The sequence below is a fragment of the Polynucleobacter sp. genome, from assembly GCF_030693775.1.
Taxonomy (GTDB): domain Bacteria; phylum Pseudomonadota; class Gammaproteobacteria; order Burkholderiales; family Burkholderiaceae; genus Polynucleobacter.
The window spans coordinates 424,070-439,474 of sequence record NZ_JAUXZY010000004.1 but is presented as its reverse complement, the minus strand read 5'-3'; the positions used below and the strand labels follow the sequence as shown (position 1 = coordinate 439,474).

At 47.0% G+C, this 15,405-nt stretch carries 15 protein-coding genes and 1 riboswitch; of the genes, 3 read left to right on the top strand and 12 right to left on the bottom strand.

The features are described from left to right. Positions 1-126: 126 nt before the first annotated feature. Together Q8M75_RS04935 and Q8M75_RS04930 are read left to right on the top strand one after the other, a co-directional pair. Positions 127-351, top strand: a complete 225-nt coding sequence (locus Q8M75_RS04935) for a TraY domain-containing protein (RefSeq protein WP_305486878.1) — start codon at positions 127-129, stop codon at positions 349-351. Next, positions 329-604, top strand: a complete 276-nt coding sequence (locus Q8M75_RS04930) for a type II toxin-antitoxin system RelE/ParE family toxin (protein WP_371131748.1) — start codon at positions 329-331, stop codon at positions 602-604. The genes Q8M75_RS04935 and Q8M75_RS04930 overlap by 23 nt, the downstream gene beginning before the upstream one ends. A 78-nt stretch (positions 605-682) precedes the next feature. Here the strand turns inward: Q8M75_RS04930 and Q8M75_RS04925 are convergent, their stop codons facing one another. The 10 genes from Q8M75_RS04925 to Q8M75_RS04880 all read right to left on the bottom strand — a co-directional run bounded on the left by Q8M75_RS04925 (position 683) and on the right by Q8M75_RS04880 (position 10,986). Continuing rightward, complete coding sequence (locus Q8M75_RS04925) at positions 683-1,981, bottom strand: lipase family protein (protein ID WP_305486876.1); 1,299 nt, start codon at positions 1,979-1,981, stop codon at positions 683-685. A 40-nt stretch (positions 1,982-2,021) separates the two neighbouring features. After that, a complete protein-coding gene (locus Q8M75_RS04920; RefSeq protein ID WP_305486873.1) occupies positions 2,022-2,864 on the bottom strand; it encodes a hypothetical protein in 843 nt (280 codons plus the stop codon). An 18-nt stretch (positions 2,865-2,882) separates the two neighbouring features. Further along, complete coding sequence (locus Q8M75_RS04915; protein WP_305486871.1) at positions 2,883-3,677, bottom strand: hypothetical protein; 795 nt, start codon at positions 3,675-3,677, stop codon at positions 2,883-2,885. A gap of 156 nt (positions 3,678-3,833) precedes the next feature. Further along, on the bottom strand, positions 3,834-5,522 hold the full coding sequence (locus Q8M75_RS04910; RefSeq protein ID WP_305486869.1) for an amidohydrolase: 1,689 nt from the start codon (positions 5,520-5,522) through the stop codon (positions 3,834-3,836). A gap of 149 nt (positions 5,523-5,671) precedes the next feature. Further along, the gene (locus Q8M75_RS04905; protein WP_305486867.1) at positions 5,672-6,781 is read right to left on the bottom strand and encodes a choloylglycine hydrolase family protein; all 1,110 of its coding nucleotides are present in this window, start codon (positions 6,779-6,781) and stop codon (positions 5,672-5,674) included. Between the two features lie 114 nt (positions 6,782-6,895). Then, on the bottom strand, positions 6,896-8,281 hold the full coding sequence (locus Q8M75_RS04900; RefSeq protein WP_305486865.1) for an FAD-binding oxidoreductase: 1,386 nt from the start codon (positions 8,279-8,281) through the stop codon (positions 6,896-6,898). 976 nt (positions 8,282-9,257) lie between these two features. Beyond that, on the bottom strand, positions 9,258-9,707 hold the full coding sequence (locus tag Q8M75_RS04895; protein ID WP_305486862.1) for a DUF6306 domain-containing protein: 450 nt from the start codon (positions 9,705-9,707) through the stop codon (positions 9,258-9,260). Positions 9,708-9,874: 167 nt separating this feature from the next. Continuing rightward, positions 9,875-10,285 (bottom strand): DoxX family protein, encoded by a 411-nt coding sequence (locus Q8M75_RS04890; RefSeq protein WP_305486859.1) that lies wholly within the window; start codon positions 10,283-10,285, stop codon positions 9,875-9,877. A gap of 33 nt (positions 10,286-10,318) precedes the next feature. Next, the gene (locus Q8M75_RS04885) at positions 10,319-10,555 is read right to left on the bottom strand and encodes a CDGSH iron-sulfur domain-containing protein (RefSeq protein ID WP_305486857.1); all 237 of its coding nucleotides are present in this window, start codon (positions 10,553-10,555) and stop codon (positions 10,319-10,321) included. A gap of 14 nt (positions 10,556-10,569) precedes the next feature. Then, a complete protein-coding gene (locus Q8M75_RS04880) occupies positions 10,570-10,986 on the bottom strand; it encodes a MarR family winged helix-turn-helix transcriptional regulator (protein WP_305486855.1) in 417 nt (138 codons plus the stop codon). Positions 10,987-11,164: 178 nt separating this feature from the next. Next, a riboswitch (glycine riboswitch) is annotated at positions 11,165-11,249 on the top strand. Between the two features lie 153 nt (positions 11,250-11,402). Here Q8M75_RS04880 and Q8M75_RS04875 point away from each other — a divergent pair. Next, on the top strand, positions 11,403-12,665 hold the full coding sequence (locus tag Q8M75_RS04875; RefSeq protein ID WP_305486853.1) for a D-amino acid dehydrogenase: 1,263 nt from the start codon (positions 11,403-11,405) through the stop codon (positions 12,663-12,665). A 104-nt stretch (positions 12,666-12,769) separates the two neighbouring features. Here Q8M75_RS04875 and Q8M75_RS04870 read toward each other — a convergent pair whose 3' ends face one another. Both Q8M75_RS04870 and Q8M75_RS04865 read right to left on the bottom strand, forming a co-directional pair. Beyond that, positions 12,770-13,486, bottom strand: a complete 717-nt coding sequence (locus Q8M75_RS04870; RefSeq protein ID WP_305486851.1) for an alpha/beta hydrolase — start codon at positions 13,484-13,486, stop codon at positions 12,770-12,772. A gap of 1 nt (position 13,487) precedes the next feature. Continuing rightward, on the bottom strand, positions 13,488-15,128 hold the full coding sequence (locus Q8M75_RS04865) for an AAA family ATPase (RefSeq protein WP_305486849.1): 1,641 nt from the start codon (positions 15,126-15,128) through the stop codon (positions 13,488-13,490). Between the last annotated feature and the right edge of the window lie 277 nt (positions 15,129-15,405).

Sequence of the window (15,405 nt, the reverse complement as noted above, 5' to 3'; positions counted from 1 at the left end):
TATAGAGGAGGGTTACCAAGGGCAGATAGGCTGAGCCTGACATCAGGCGATTTATCGAGTTTGCTTGTGGTCATTGCCAATAGAGTCCTATTTTGCTATACTTGTATAGCATTTTAAGGAGGTAGTATGTTAGCAATTCGATTGCCTGAAGAAATTGAATTACGCCTTGGTAATTTAGCCAAGAAAACTGGCCGCACTAAAACATTTTATGCGCGCGAGGCGATTCTAGAATACCTAGATAATCTAGAGGATCTCTACTTAGCTGAAAAGCGGCTGAGTAATATAAAAAATGGCAAAACGAAAGCCATTAAATTAAACCAACTGGAGCGTGAACTTGGTTTGGCAGATTGAATTTGATCCGGCAGCAAAAAAAGAATTAGGAAAACTCGATCCCCAAATAGCAAAACGAATATTAAAATTTCTGAAGGAACGGCTTGCTACCCAAGTTGATCCTAGAAAAAATGGTGAAGCGCTCAAAGGATCAACACTTGGTGAATTTTGGAAGTACCGAGTTGGAGATTTTCGCATCATTGCAAGCATTCAGGATAAAACCATCTGTATCCTTATTTTGCGTATTGGCAATCGAAAGGAGATTTATAAATAACGATTACGAACGCTTAGTAGCCAATAATTAAATAAAAGCCACCCGAAAAGTTAACGATTATTTGATGCATTATATTATTTAGCTTTTTGGACAGCCATTAGGTAACGGCTTACCTGCCAAGCGGTCTTTAACCCAGGTCAAATACATGGGGGCTGATAACCCAGGTGTTGAGAAATGCGTTTGCTCACCCGGTAACTGAATGCGCTCAATATTGCCACCCATGGCGCACATTTGTTTTTGATACAGTTCGTGCATGATTGGCGGCACGGCAGTGTCTTTCGTGCCCCAATAAATCACCACCGGTGCGACCGGCTTCACGGGCAAAACGCTGCCATCAATTAGGGCCTTTACCCAGGGCATGGTATTAACAGGCTTATCACGCAGAAGAGTTTTGAACTGATTGCCATAGGTGTAATTGAAGGTATCGGAAGTCACATGCATGCATTTATTCAAGAGCACTTGATCGATCACTTTGGAACCCTGATCTGTAAATAGATCACTGAGCTTAAGATTGGGATAGGCTGCTTGAGTGCCCCACATCGTCATCGTAAAATGGGAGAAGTTAAATACATTGTCGGAAAATAACTGAATCAGTCCGTTAATGGCTTTATCAGCAGACGCCTGATCTTTAGTGGCGTTTTGGATCATCACCCCAGCATCATCGGGAGCCATGGCAACAAATCCTAGGACCTGCAAATCATCGGTCACGGCACCCTTCTTCTTGAGGTAGTCGCCTAAGCTAGCGGCAGCAATCGTTGCCCCGCCGCCCTGCGACCAGCCATAAAAAATGGTACGCTTACCTGCCCCAGTATCTTTCATGGAAATTGCTGCCCGCGCTGAATTAATTAAATCACGGCCATTGCTACCTGCCACTGCGTATTGATGCTTGCCACCCCCACCCAAGCCTTGATAATCCGTAGCTACGATGACATAGCCCTCTTTAATAAACTCCTCAAGATTTGGAATGCCATAGTCCGTCCACGAATTACCACCCACCAAGAAATACTGATTGAGCGGTACTACTGGATTAGTCACCTGCGAAGGTCCACAATTTTGAGCGGTTCCTGTTGTGCCATGCGCCCATGCCAATACGGGACGCCCCTCTTTAGGAGCTTGCCCAACTGGTGCAACTACTAGACCAGTAGAGATGGTTGCCCGCCCAGCAACATCCGATGAAATATAGGCAATCTTCCAAGCCTGTGCCCCCTTGACTGGGGTGATAATTTTTTCTTGTTTGATGACTTGCCCTAATTTGCCTTCGGGCGTCATTTTCATGACATCGGCATAGAAGGGTGGCATCGATGGATTGGCATTAACTGCAGCAAAAGAAAAAGCTAAGGTAGAGCCAATGATTAATGTAGAAAGTAGCTTTCTCATATTTAACTCCAGAGAATAGAAAGTATTGAAATTAGGTGGCTTATTTCAGAACAACTAGGGTGACGGTTGCGCGAGCACCCCAGCCCGATGCGCCGCCCGGTGTGTTACTGACGTAATACATGGGACCAGCACTAAAAGAGAATGGTATGCCATCGATCACTGCAAGTTTGGAGACTCCAGCATAGAGCGGGTTTGAGGTACGACGGGTATCGTAGTTATAAAGTGCTTCCATATTGGTTGTAAAAGTCCAAGCATCTTTATTCGTGTAAGCGAGAAATGGCTGGCCATATAAATTATTTTGTGTTCCAAATGCAGGATTACCGCCCACTTCCCACGATTGATAACCAAGCAAACCATAGGTCCATGGACCATGGCGATTCAGTACTACCCCCGTGACACCCGCACCCGTTTGTTGAGAGCCAAACTTGCCGCTATTACCCGATGGCGATTGCGCATAGGGACCAATACCCCAAATCCAAGAAGAATTGGTATTTGGCGCATAAAACGATTCGATTGTTACGCTTGCAATACCGTAACCAGAATAAGGCTGGCCACTCGCACCCTGAACGCTCACCTCTCTAACGCCGGCCACAATGGGGCGCACGATGAAGGTATCACCACCACCCAAATTAAATGGTATTACCGGCTGAAATAACAAAGTTTGCTCGGAGCCGCCTTGATTCCTTCCCACGCCACGGCTGAACTCGTACTGCAATGGCACTGAGATCATGTTAGCAATCGGGTTTGCTAATTTTTTTGCAATCCCAACTTTATCAACAGCGCCTGGGGCTATTGAGGTATTTGAGGTTGCCTGCTGAGCTAATGCCGTGCAGGGTAATACTCCCATGATCAATAGGGTGCTGATAATTTTTAAGGATTTCATAAAAGATATGTGAAGGGGTCAAAACTTAAAGGTAACGGCAACTTGCGGCCCAAGCATGGTGGTCTTTTGCAGCACACCACCGTCTTTCATATCGTAATAAAGAGCGCGATACGTCAGGGAAGCATCCACCATCTTATTAAAGGTCTTGCCAATACCAGCCATGACTTGCCAGGTTAAATCCGTGGTGCCACCACCACTACCAATATCGCCATAAAACGGGATATACCAAGTGGAATCGGCAATCCGGTAGCGGCCCTTGGCGCCAATAATGGGGTCAACCGTTGAGGTCTTTTTAGAGATGGATTCTTTGTCAGGCGTACCCATCAAACTTCCACTGAGTGTAGCCGTAACATCAATTGCACGAACGCCAAGCAAGGCATCAAGATAGGCATCTTTTGTATTGGCAAGGGTGTACGTAAAAGCGCCAGTTAAGATGGTTTGCTGCAGCGTAATCTTGTCTGCAACTGTAGCCGCGCCGCCTTCAACCGGAACCGATCCCGAATTCTGTAAGGTAGCAGAGACCAGGTCGCCCATGATCCCCCACTTACCTTTGTGCGCCTCAGCAGCAATCATGGCGCCGGATTTCAGGTTACTAAGCACATTACTAGTGGACATGTCAGCGGACTTGGCCAGACCATTATTCAGATTTGCAGTGCCTCGAATGCCGGTACCCCATAAATAGGGAGTTACTTCAAAGCGCCATTCGTCTGAAACTTTAGGAATGGGAGAGGCATCGCGACTACCCTGAGCGGATGCAGTTTGCGCTAAAAATGCAGCTGCACAAAAAAGGAAGATTTTTGAGGTTTTTTTCATTGTCTTGAGCTCTAATTATTAGGGGGTTCTTACTTACTCTAGGGGCTAGATAACATCATCATTTCTGATATAAATTTTATAGGATTATTGTTCCAGGCTTGTATTTTTAGTCACTACAGTCTCAATATTCTGGGCATCCTCGTAGGATTACTTGACCTATGGACGAACATACAGATCTTTACCATTCTTGATGGTCTTCACAATCTGAATATCCTTAATTTCCATAGGATTCACTTTCAGAGGATTGCGATCTAGGAGAACCAGATCAGCCAGTTTTCCGGTCGTAATGCTGCCCTTGGATGCCTCTTCTTTATATTGATAGGCGGCGACCGCAGTAAATCCACGCAGTGCAAGATAGGGATCAATCCGTTGATTGGGGCCTAAGGTGGCGCCTCCGTATGTTTGGCGATTCACTGCAGTCCAGATGGAAAACAATACACTTGGACCGGACGATGGGGTGTCATTATGGATGCCGAATTGCATCCCTTTTGCCTTAGCTGAATTGAGGGGGACCATATTTTTCGCCCTATCTTCGCCTAGAATTTTTCTATACACATCGCCATACATCCAGATGTGATTAGGCATAAATTGGGGAAGAATTTTATTGGCCTTGTATTGATCCAATTGATCGTCACGAATAAAAAAGGAATGGGCAATAGCGGTTCTGCGATCTTCGGTAACGCCTGTCTCTCGAATTGCTTTTGCAATAGCAGAAAGCGTCATATCAATCCCCGCATCGCCATTGGAATAGCCGTAATACTGGATGTTTTTTTCGTAGGCTAACTTGGCGTAACGATCCACTGCATCTTGCGTGATAACCGCCATGCCGCGCCAATCCTTTGGGAGACCAGTTGTATCTGCATAAGGTTTACTGAAATAGGCTAAACGCAATTGGGGCGCACCATCAGTGGATACCAGGATTCCGGCAACCTTAAAGCCGCCATCGCCCTTGCTGTAAATCCCAAATGGATAATTTTTATTGCTGGCTAGCAATTGATCAACTACATCATAGGTTGGCAAGGCAATCAGATCGAGACTAATTAGCTTGCGCTCCACAGCTTCACCCATATTCTGAATATCTTGAGTGGTGGTTTCATAGCTTTGCGCAGTAGTGAAGCCATTTGAGGCATAAATCGTTTCTGCTTTACGGTAGGTCTCTATGGTCAAGTCCTTGGAATAGCTACCAAACACCTTCGCCGTGGCACTGATGTTTGGGTTACCAATCAATTCACCCGTGAGCTTTCCAGTTTTGGGATCAACCGGAATCATGCCTTGCTCCACTTTGGTATCTTTGGTAATCCCCAACTTATTTAAGCCGGCTGTATTCACAATCCCGGTCAAGGTAGAAATGTTATTCACAAACACGGGTTGATTCGGAAAGGCTTTATCCAGCTGGGCAATCGTTAACGGCCCGTCGGTCAGAAAAGCATCTGCATACTCTGCACCAATAATCCAGCCATTAAATGGCTTTGCCTCGGCTTTCAAGCGATTAATTAACTGCTGAGTCGTAGTCGGTGGATTCTTTGAAAAGTACCCTAAATTAACGGCAAGCGTGTTCTGAGCAATCAAGGTGAAGTGGCCCCAGGCATCAATAAAGCCCGGTAACAAAGTTTGGCCCTTTAAATCATGCATCACTGGATTGGCGCCAGCGCCATTTAAAGCATCTTGCAATTTACCGACATAAGCGATCTTCTTGTCCTTCACTACAACTGCTTCCACATACTGCGGCTTAGCGCCCTCCATGGTCAGGATGTCGCCATTGAAATAGATACTGGCACTATTAGCAAATACCTGGGGACAAATTAAAAGGAGGCATGCAGCCAAATGTAGTTTGAGGATCTTCATGAGTAAATTCATTTTTTTAGATAGAGGGTTCGGCGCTGCTCGATTGGAATGATTAAATGATGGACTTAAGCAATAAGCTACATTGGCCCACTATTCTGCCTCATACTCAACAAAAGAAAAACCACCCGAAGGTGGTTTAGTGAATTCGCCTATTTTAAGAACTCTGCGGTTAGGTCATTCTTAGGATACGGCAACTTATCAACCTGCCAGCTCTTTGATTTTCCAGACTTAAATATGTCATTCAGATTAATTTCAATGAAGTTCGTACGATTTGCATAGTTTGCAATTTTCATCCGATTATTCTTTAAGTCTTTGATATTGACCCATTGCGTGTAATCAGAAAAAACCTGCTTGCCATCGGTTGAGCGAGCGACGCCAACTGGAATATCCACGTTATTCAAAATATGACCTGTGGCTTGTATCGCTTCATTGCTATTACCTGGCTGATAGGCAAACTGTTTTAGATAAGCGGCCCTGACAAAGCGGGATGGAGGGGTGTAATCTGCGGGTAAACCCAATAAGCCACCGCCCTGACCTAATTCAGTGACGTTGGTCTTGCCAACAGTAACCGAAGCCGTTGCCGTGCTTGTGAGTGACAAATAATTACGCACATTATTCAGATGCCAGTCATATGTCGGCGAATTGGTCAAAACCCCTGCAATATTGTCATGGATTCGCATTTGGCCCTTAACAAACTCGACCACAATACTGTCACCGCTCCGATCCGTCAGAACGTAATGTATCCATGGTGGGGTAGGAATCCCTTTCACCTCGCTTGGGTCGTACCAAACCTTATATTGTGGAATCTCTGCACGGGCTTCTTTGACTGATCCGAACATGCCCAAAACAAAGCCACCAAAATTAATGACCGAAACATATTTTTTATCTTGTGGAGTTACGGTCTGATATTCCGTAAAGCCTGGTAAGAAATTTCCACTAATAGCCAATCCCGCTTCATTTTGCCCCTCTAAATAGGCTGGAGCTCCCTGCAGAACGCCAGGTGCAATCGCAGCAAAAGCATACTTACTCGATACATTGGTGGCGGGCAGCTTCATTGATGCGGGAGCACTGAGGGCGATGGAGGTGCCCTTCGGATTTGCAATCAACTCCCACTTCATATCAAAAGCCCATTCCATGGTTCTTCCTGCTACAACCGAGCCATCTTTTGCGACGACATTTACGGCGGTACAGGCATAACTTGCCATGGGGGCAATTGCCAAAGTAATAGAAACGGATGCAGCTACTATTTTTTTAATCATTATCTCTCTCATCAGTATTTAAAAAAGGGTGTAATTTCATTGAAACCGACTCTGTTACTGGAATGGTCACTACATTAAATTTCATTATTTCATGATACTCAAGCCATCAGGATTTTATAGAGCTAGGGCAGGCAGCATTTTTCCGGGATTGAGGATGTTATTGGGATCGAATACGGCTTTGATTGCACGCATGCATTCAATGGCATCAACGCCATGCTCTTGCAGCATAAACTGTATTTTATGCATGCCGACACCATGCTCACCCGTGCATGTTCCGCCGCTACTTAAGGCATCTTGCACAATGCTGTGATTTAAGCGCTCTGCTTCTGCCATATCTTCGGGGCGATTGGGATCAATGATGATCAAAGCATGAAAGTTACCATCGCCCACATGGCCTAGTATGGCACTCTTTAAATAGGATTGACTCAGCATCTCGCGCGCCCGATCAATGCAATACGCTAACTTTGAAATCGGCACACAAATATCCGTATTCAGAATGCGCGCGCCGGATTGCAGTTGCAAACACGCGTAATAGGCATTGTGCCTAGCCTGCCAGAGCCTAGTACGGTCTTCTGGGTTCGCAGACCATTCAAAGCCACTACCGCCGAATTCGGCACAAATCGCTTGGGTATTTTCAGCTTGTTCTTGCACGCCGAGCGGCGAGCCATGAAACTCAAAAAACAGTGTGGGACTCTCCCTGAGGCTCAACTTGGAATAGTGATTAATTGCTGCAATCGCAGTTTCATCGACTAACTCGACGCGCGCAATCGGAACGCCATATTGAATAATGGCAATCACTGCTTGCACTGCGGCGCTCACCGACGGAAAGACACAGGTTGCCGCAGAAATTGCCTCTGGTAATGGATAGAGCTTTAAGGTAATTTCCGTCATGATGCCCAGCGTACCTTCACTGCCAATCAAAAGCCGCGTTAGGTCATATCCAGCAGACGATTTACGTGCGCGCGAGCCTACTCGAATAATGTTGCCGCTCGCAGTGACTACTGTTAAAGCCACGACATTCTCACGCATGGTGCCATAGCGCACAGCATTGGTACCAGAGGCCCGTGTGGCACACATGCCGCCAATACTGGCATCCGCCCCAGGATCTACTGGGAAGAATAATCCGTGGTCTTTCAGCTCGAGATTGAGTTGCTTACGCAATACTCCTGCCTGAACGGTTACCAGGAAATCATCGGGCGCAACATCTAGAACCTGATTCATTTGACTTAAGTCGAGGCATATTCCACCCTGAATCGGCAATATATGTCCCTCTAGCGAAGATCCGGCGCCATAAGCTACTACAGGTACGCGATGCTCGTTGCATAGCTTAACTACACTAGCAACCTCTTCATTGGTCTGCACAAACGCCACCGCATCTGGGGCTAATTCGGGATAAGGGGACTCGTCACGGCCGTGGTGATCGCGTACCACCTTGGCTAGACTAAAACGATCGCCCAGCAAGACTTGCAATTGGGTAGTTACCTCCAAAGGCAAATGCATTCCAGGGACTCCCTTTTAATGGATTGTGCTGACAATGAATGGATTCAAGGCGGCAGGGGCTTTGGTGTTGAATTCATTGATCATGCACCAAATCGTACCCGATTCAGCTCCGCAAGCGCAAGAGCCCAGTCCAGCGGAAAAGGTGAAGAAATGGAGGACTACACCCAAAACCCTTCTATACGCTTTACTACCATCGTATTGATTGATTGGAGACTGGAGTATGGAGTCTGGTGACTGGTGACTGGTAGCAATGCGTTCGCAATGCGTCCGCATTTTTCTAGCATTGCGTTCGCTTTGCGAACGCATCCTGCATGGGCTCACAAAATGCCCGAATTAAGATAATGACGATTATTATTATTCTGCCTGCCAAGCCACGTCCCTTATGCTTTCAAAATACAATTGATTCAAGATTTTTTGATTGAGCAGCATAAAATAACTGCGATCCTACAAACCTACTTCGTGTGGAGCAAAATCAATATATTAAGTTGTAGATTAAAAAAGTTTTTGATTGGAGGAAGCCGTTTTTCGATTAAAACTTGTCTTGCCTCGCCAGCAATTGAAAATTAATTAATAAAAATGACTAGTGAATTTATCTAATTAAGACTGCAATAGCTCCATTGCGCTTGCTCAAAATATGTCAGATCTTCTATATATACGTTTTTTAGATGAGAATTCAGATGCCGTCTTACATAAAAATCTGTACTCTCCTACACAATTTTAAGTAATTGATGACGTAAGAAATATGTCATGGTTGGTTGGATGCTCGCGAATATACCCCTTTTCGGGTCTACTTTTGCGAAACAACAAAGTAATTGGGATCTGCAGTGCCCCTCTTAATCTGTACCGACAATACCAAAAAAAGGGGCGGGAAACTCTAATGTAGCGTTGATAATGCACGGTGACACAAAGCTGATGGCGCATGGCATCTATTGGCACTTAAGGCCAAACATGTGCAGCAGATTAAGTTTATCTGTTACTAGATACCCTCTTCGACCCGCTGGATATTCTGGATGTGCGCATCCAGCATTGTTTGTAGCTGGGCACGAATGTGCGATTCTTGAATTCGTGGAATTAATTTTTCTAGCCGCCGTACTACCCAGCCCTGCCCTCGGTTCAAAAAAAGTAAGCGATCCTTCAGGTCTTCAATGGCGATGGCTTTCTCATAAAAATCACCCGTGGTAGTGGAAGGCAAATAGCCGAGCGATCCAATGACTCCCAGAAGCATCTTGCACCAACGCACTTCGTCTTGCTGAATATCAATAACCAAGGGAGCTAAGTCATGACCCTTTATTTGATTGGCTGTTTCTAGGGCTACTCGAGCACCGGCTCGCTCTGCCTCCAGCAACTCATTGAGGGCAGCGACTAGTTCATCGCCACCGATTGGATTTGAAACGGATAAATCATGCATGTTTTGGCCTAGTGTCATTGGAGCGCCTATCTTCTTGGCTTATTCCAAGAAGCTATGACTATTCTAGGACGATTTAGCCATGCTGCATATGAAAAAAGAAGCCTACTATCACTTGCAATTTTTAGATCTAGATGACCTTAAACCAGAGTCAAGAACGCTTGACTCTAGTTCAATGGATTAAGTTTTTACCCTTTTGCCCTGCGGCCATCTAGACTAATTGAACCAGCGCCCGATGAAGCTAATATCAGCAAACCACCAGTGACTGCAATATTCTTAAAGAACAATAGCTGCGCTATAAATGCGGCATCCGCTGGGGCTGCCCAGAAGGCGTGACCAGCAATGCTTGCCAACACCGTAAAGACTGCCAGGCTAATTGCGACAAGACGAGTTTGATACCCCAGAATTAACGCAATGCCACCGAACACTTCAACGGCAATCACTACCCAAACTAATATAGCTGCAGCAGGCAATCCAAGCGAGTCGAAATACCCTGTGGTGCCCTCGATACCCATTAACTTATTCAGTCCTGCTGGCAAAAATAATGCGGCAATGGCAATACGGCCTAGTAGGTTTAATACACTTTCAGAATGCTTCATTTTTTTCCTGATTAAAAAATTTATCTAGGGGGTTTAGAGCTTGTTATGACTGCCGTCGCAAAACGCGCCATTGGCACTGTGTTTGCAGCCGCAGAAATAGACGGTCTCCGTCTTTTCAGCGGTGAACTTCACCGGTGTAAATTCAGTGGTTTTATGACTGCCATCACAAAACGGCTGATTCTTGCTTAGGCCGCAAGAGCACCAGTAATAGGACTGACCAGCAGTGACTTCTACTTTGTAAGGTGCTTTTTGTGGGATCTGTGGATTCATGGTGTTTCCTCTAGTTAATTAAAAATGGATTTCAGGGTTTTAAGTGATGCTTCAATTTCGTTCATTTGTTTTTTTGACAGCTTTTCAAACACTTTTTCAAGATGCTTCATCTGTTCTGGAAAGACTTGCTCGAAAATCGTTTGCCCTTTACCGGTTAGCCTAAGCAAATGGCTGCGCGCATCGTCGGGGTTTTCTTGGGTCGCAATCAAGCCCTTTTGAACCATGCGCTCCACTACGCCCGTAAGGGAGCTTTTAGAAATCAGGGTTTTTTTACCCAGTTGCTTAAAGCTCATGGGCGGCTGATTCGCCAAAGTGGCAATCACATCAAACTGGACTGGCAATAATCCCAGCCCTCGAATGTGAGCAGATGAGTAGGCCTCAAACCCTTGATAGGTCCGAGCTAGCTCTTTAATGATCGGTAGAAAGTCCATATATGTACTAATATAGTCCATATATTGACTATTGTCAAATGCCTCACAAATCAAGTGATTTTGCCGTTTAAAACCACATCGGCAGTCTCATGGACAACCCACCACTACTTCCTTTTTAAGGGGACTGATGAATGGGCGAAGAGAAATTGACGGATTAAATAATGTAATTTATGATGAATTTGTTACATCGGGAGAGACCACTCGTTGGCGCCGAAGGAGCAACCGCCCCGGAAACTCTCAGGCAAAAGAACCGATGTTTGAACAACACTCTGAAGAGTCCCTAGCGCTAAACGTCGGCTAGGGTACCGCAGGAGCAAGCAAGCTTCGCTTGTGAATCTCTCAGGTCCAAAACAGAGGGGGCGCACATTAGACATATTTCTAGTGCGCTTAACCCCTTTGGCGTTTTGGAGCTATTCATGAAAAACTATGTTGTTATTGGTGGCGGCATTACCGGCGTCACGACTGCTTACGCTTTAGCCAAGCGAGGCTATTCCGTTACCTTACTTGAGCGTCATCGCTACAGCGCAATGGAAACCTCATTTGCAAATGGTGGCCAACTTTCGGCATCCAATGCCGAGGTGTGGAATCACTGGGGCACTATTTTGAAAGGCATGAAGTGGATCTTCAAAAAAGATGCCCCGCTTCTCATCAATATGAAACCCAGCTGGCATAAATTGTCTTGGTTTGCTGAATTCATGGCCGCTATCCCTCAATACGAAAAAAATACGATAGCTACTACCAAGTTAGCAATCGAAGCCAGAAAGTACCTTTTTCAATGGGCCAAAGATGAAGGCATTGATTTTGACCTAAAGAAAGAAGGCATTCTTCACATTTACCGCGATAAAGCCGGCTTTGATCACGCCGCCAAGGTCTCTCAAATGCTAGCTAAAGGCGGCCTTGAGAGAAGAATGCTTTCCCCAAAAGAAATAATTGATATTGAGCCCACCTTATCGGGTCAATATTATGGTGGCTACTTTACTGAGAGTGATTCGACCGGGGATATTCACAAATTTACGCATGCCTTATCTTCTGCGGCCGAGAAGAAAGGCGTGAAGATTATTTATAACTGCGAAGTTATCAAAGTGAAGTCCGATGGGGAATCGGTCAAGGTCACCATGCTAAGAAATGGTGAATATGAAGAGCAAGTCTTTGATAATGTGGTCGTTTGTACAGGCATTGCTAGCCGAGCGCTTGCAAGCCAGCTAGGTGACTATGTCAACGTTTATCCAGTTAAGGGCTACTCCATTACCGTCAACTTAAGCGATGCTCAAAGTCAAGCTGGGGCACCAATCGTGAGCTTGCTTGATGATGAAACCAAGCTCGTTACCAGCCGCTTGGGGCTTGATCGCTTCCGGGTTGCCGGTACAGCTGAGTTTAATGGCGTGAATCGCGATATTAGAGCTGACCGTATTAAGCCATTGGTTGATTGGGTCAATCAATGCTTTCCCAGGATCAATACGCGCTCTGTAGTGCCCTGGGCAGGTCTAAGACCGATGATGCCAAATATGATGCCTAGAATTGGAAAGGGCTCCAAAAAGAATGTGTTTTACAACACCGGCCACGGGCATCTGGGATGGACGCTTTCGGCGGCAACTGCTGAAATGGTTGCCGACGTTATTGAGTCAAGCAATAGGGTGCCGTATCCATCTTCGTTAATGCCGACTTATCAGCCTACCTAAATAGGTTACGTACCGGATATAAACCAGGTGTCCGGTACGGGCCCAGCCCTTCTGAGTGCTGTTTTTCGGTCCCATGCGAATTTCTGTGTTTTAAGCATGGCTTGTTACCGCTGCGCCGTCGGTTTCAGGAAGAAATCAATTGCCAACGCAACCACTGGCGGCTCGATGCGGTGCGGGCCTCTGAATTCCAAGGCGGTTACGTCATAACCTGCGGCCTTAAGTTTGGCTACGTGAGGACGCGCACTCGTTTCAATTGGCAGCTGCTCGTCTTCTAAACCATGGGCGATGAAGATGCGGGGCGTACCATTTTGCTGAAGGACTGACATAAAGCCTCCGGAAAATACGATCACGTGGCTAACGACGTCGCCATTGGTCACGCCTGCTGACAGCGAATAGCTGCCTCCATCTGAAAACCCAGCAAATCCCAAGTGGGATGGATTGATAGAAAAACGTGACGCCACTTCGTGTAATGCTTTGTCCAGCCGCTCTAGGTCTGGGCCGTTACCACCCACGACCAAGTCCCACGTCGGAAACTGAGACTGCGGCAGCAAAAGCAAAAAGCCATGCTGATACGCATGGTCGATCAAGAATGGCAGCACCTTGTCGGCGCTGCCACCGGCGCCATGAAACATCACGAGCAGAGCGACTGGAACTCCAGGCTGCAGACCGTCCGGCACGATCAATACAGCATCGCGCTCGCTAGCAATCCCCAGATCGTGACGACCAGCAGGTAAGGCTTGCTTGTCGGGTACGGCGCCGGGTCGAAAACTGAGGCGGCCCAACACCGAATCTCCCAGGAAAGAGGTGTCAAACGTTGCCATCTTAAACAGGCTTACCGATGCTGCGGAAAGCCGCGCACTGAGCAAAGGCTTCCTCGCTGAGCAATAAATTCCTACCCTTACAAAACTTGAGCGTCAGCTTGAGTAACTCCTTGATATCGCGGCCGCTGGCAGCTGCGTAGGTTATTGTCAAGCGCTCAACTAGGTCGTCGGGTAATTCAGTGTTGAACTGCTGCGCTAGCGATTTCCATAGTTGTTTCGCCTGCACTTGTGTCGGTGTCTCGAACTGGATGATGGCGATACAGCGCGACAAGACGGCGTCATCAATGTCGGCTACGCGGTTGGTAGTCATGAACAGCAAGCCGTTGAAGTACTCGAGGGTACGCAGAAACTCAGCCACGATGGCGTTGTGCTGCAGATCGTTGTCGCGGCGGCGAATGTAGACGTCGGCCTCGTCGAGCAACAGCACCGAATCCCAGCGCGCCGCGCGCCGCAGGATTTTCGAAAGGTTCGCTTCCACTGAGCTTGCCGTCACGCCGAGTTGACCAGAATGTACGCGGTATAGTGGTTTCTGGACGACCTCGGCATAGACCTCTGCTGTCAGCGTCTTGCCTAAGCCAGGCGCGCCTTTGCACAGGATGGTTGTACCGCCCGACTTACCCTCGACGATGTCCTCCATCAGGAAGTTACGATCAGCGGTCAAGATATCAATCAGCTCGCGATGAGCATGCGGCAGAACCAGCTTGTCACGCAATTCTGGTTTGTAACAATAGGACTCAACATGTTGCACATGTACCCATACGCCGCGGTGGTAATCCAGGTGAAATAGGTGTAGATAGCAATGCTGGGGAATCCGTTCAAAACCCTCATTGATACCGCTTCCGCGCCAGAAGCTTGCATCGGCGGTGGTATCAAAGTGGCGTTCCAGCAGCTCTTCGTCATTGACGCAGCGGGCTGTCGTGCCTGCCTGCAGCCGCATGCATTCGAGTTGTGGACGAGGCCCTTCGCTGGACACCCAGACAGTGCCAGAAACAGTAAACTGCGCACCAAACTTCGGCTGCATCTGCATGAAACGCTTTAAGTGTGCCTCGTATTCGTTTTTGAATTCCGCACATTCTTTGAAGTAACCATAACCTGTCATCAATTCGGGAATCGTGCAATCCAGAATATCTTCGGCATAAAAGGTGATGCTGTAGGTCATGCCAGTACGCCTTAGCCTCGGATCGGTAACCGGCCCCCGTTCTGCAGCCTGCAAGGTATTAGCCAGAAGACCGATGATGACGTAAGCTGCACTATCGACAGGCTGCACATAGCGCATGGAATGGACCAGCCAGGGCAGCAACACACCATCCTTGCCGAGCCTATAGAGCCAGCCATCGATCAGGTCACGCGACAGCCAAGCGATCAGACCGGGGATCAGATGCTCCAAGCTGGGGATTTTTCGGGCAGCCGGTGCGGCGTGGATATTGTCCAGCGCCAACATTTGGAACATCAGCTCACGCTCGTTGGCCGTACGACACAGGCCGTAGAGTGTGTTAAGTGAGGTGGCGTCGAAAAGGTGGCTGGGCACCACACGTTTGCCTCGGGAACGGCCGTACTCGCTCAGCCGCTTAGCAAGCGGCGAATCTTCATTGACCGTTCCAAGTAGCGCATTGGCCAGGGTTTCTGGTATTTCGAATTCCATGTGTTCTTTTTACTCTTTTAATAAATCATAGAAAGCTAGGCCTGAAACATGCTTGACGGCAGTCAATGCGAGCCAAAATAGGGTCTATTTGGGGGTGGTGTTCGCCCGTACCGGCCAAATCAAGCAGTTGAAAGCGCGGAAATACGAGGATGCCAATAGTAATATTACGCATAGGATTAACACGCTACACAGCAAGCGAATTAAGTGCCACGACTGAATTAAATGATGTCCACATATAAAAATATTGTGCCTTATTTACACTCTAATATGGCTTAAA

Excerpts from the sequence above, each read along its gene's own strand:
- Q8M75_RS04935 (WP_305486878.1), top strand. The coding sequence starts at position 127 with ATGTTAGCAATTCGATTGCCTGAAGAAATTGAATTACGCCTTGGTAAT.
- Q8M75_RS04925 (WP_305486876.1), bottom strand. The coding sequence starts at position 1,981 with ATGAGAAAGCTACTTTCTACATTAATCATTGGCTCTACCTTAGCTTTT.
- Q8M75_RS04920 (WP_305486873.1), bottom strand. The coding sequence starts at position 2,864 with ATGAAATCCTTAAAAATTATCAGCACCCTATTGATCATGGGAGTATTA.
- Q8M75_RS04915 (WP_305486871.1), bottom strand. The coding sequence starts at position 3,677 with ATGAAAAAAACCTCAAAAATCTTCCTTTTTTGTGCAGCTGCATTTTTA.
- Q8M75_RS04910 (WP_305486869.1), bottom strand. The coding sequence starts at position 5,522 with ATGAAGATCCTCAAACTACATTTGGCTGCATGCCTCCTTTTAATTTGT.
- Q8M75_RS04905 (WP_305486867.1), bottom strand. The coding sequence starts at position 6,781 with ATGATTAAAAAAATAGTAGCTGCATCCGTTTCTATTACTTTGGCAATT.
- Q8M75_RS04900 (WP_305486865.1), bottom strand. The coding sequence starts at position 8,281 with ATGCATTTGCCTTTGGAGGTAACTACCCAATTGCAAGTCTTGCTGGGC.
- Q8M75_RS04895 (WP_305486862.1), bottom strand. The coding sequence starts at position 9,707 with ATGACACTAGGCCAAAACATGCATGATTTATCCGTTTCAAATCCAATC.
- Q8M75_RS04890 (WP_305486859.1), bottom strand. The coding sequence starts at position 10,285 with ATGAAGCATTCTGAAAGTGTATTAAACCTACTAGGCCGTATTGCCATT.
- Q8M75_RS04885 (WP_305486857.1), bottom strand. The coding sequence starts at position 10,555 with ATGAATCCACAGATCCCACAAAAAGCACCTTACAAAGTAGAAGTCACT.
- Q8M75_RS04880 (WP_305486855.1), bottom strand. The coding sequence starts at position 10,986 with ATGGACTTTCTACCGATCATTAAAGAGCTAGCTCGGACCTATCAAGGG.
- Q8M75_RS04875 (WP_305486853.1), top strand. The coding sequence starts at position 11,403 with ATGAAAAACTATGTTGTTATTGGTGGCGGCATTACCGGCGTCACGACT.
- Q8M75_RS04870 (WP_305486851.1), bottom strand. The coding sequence starts at position 13,486 with ATGGCAACGTTTGACACCTCTTTCCTGGGAGATTCGGTGTTGGGCCGC.
- Q8M75_RS04865 (WP_305486849.1), bottom strand. The coding sequence starts at position 15,128 with ATGGAATTCGAAATACCAGAAACCCTGGCCAATGCGCTACTTGGAACG.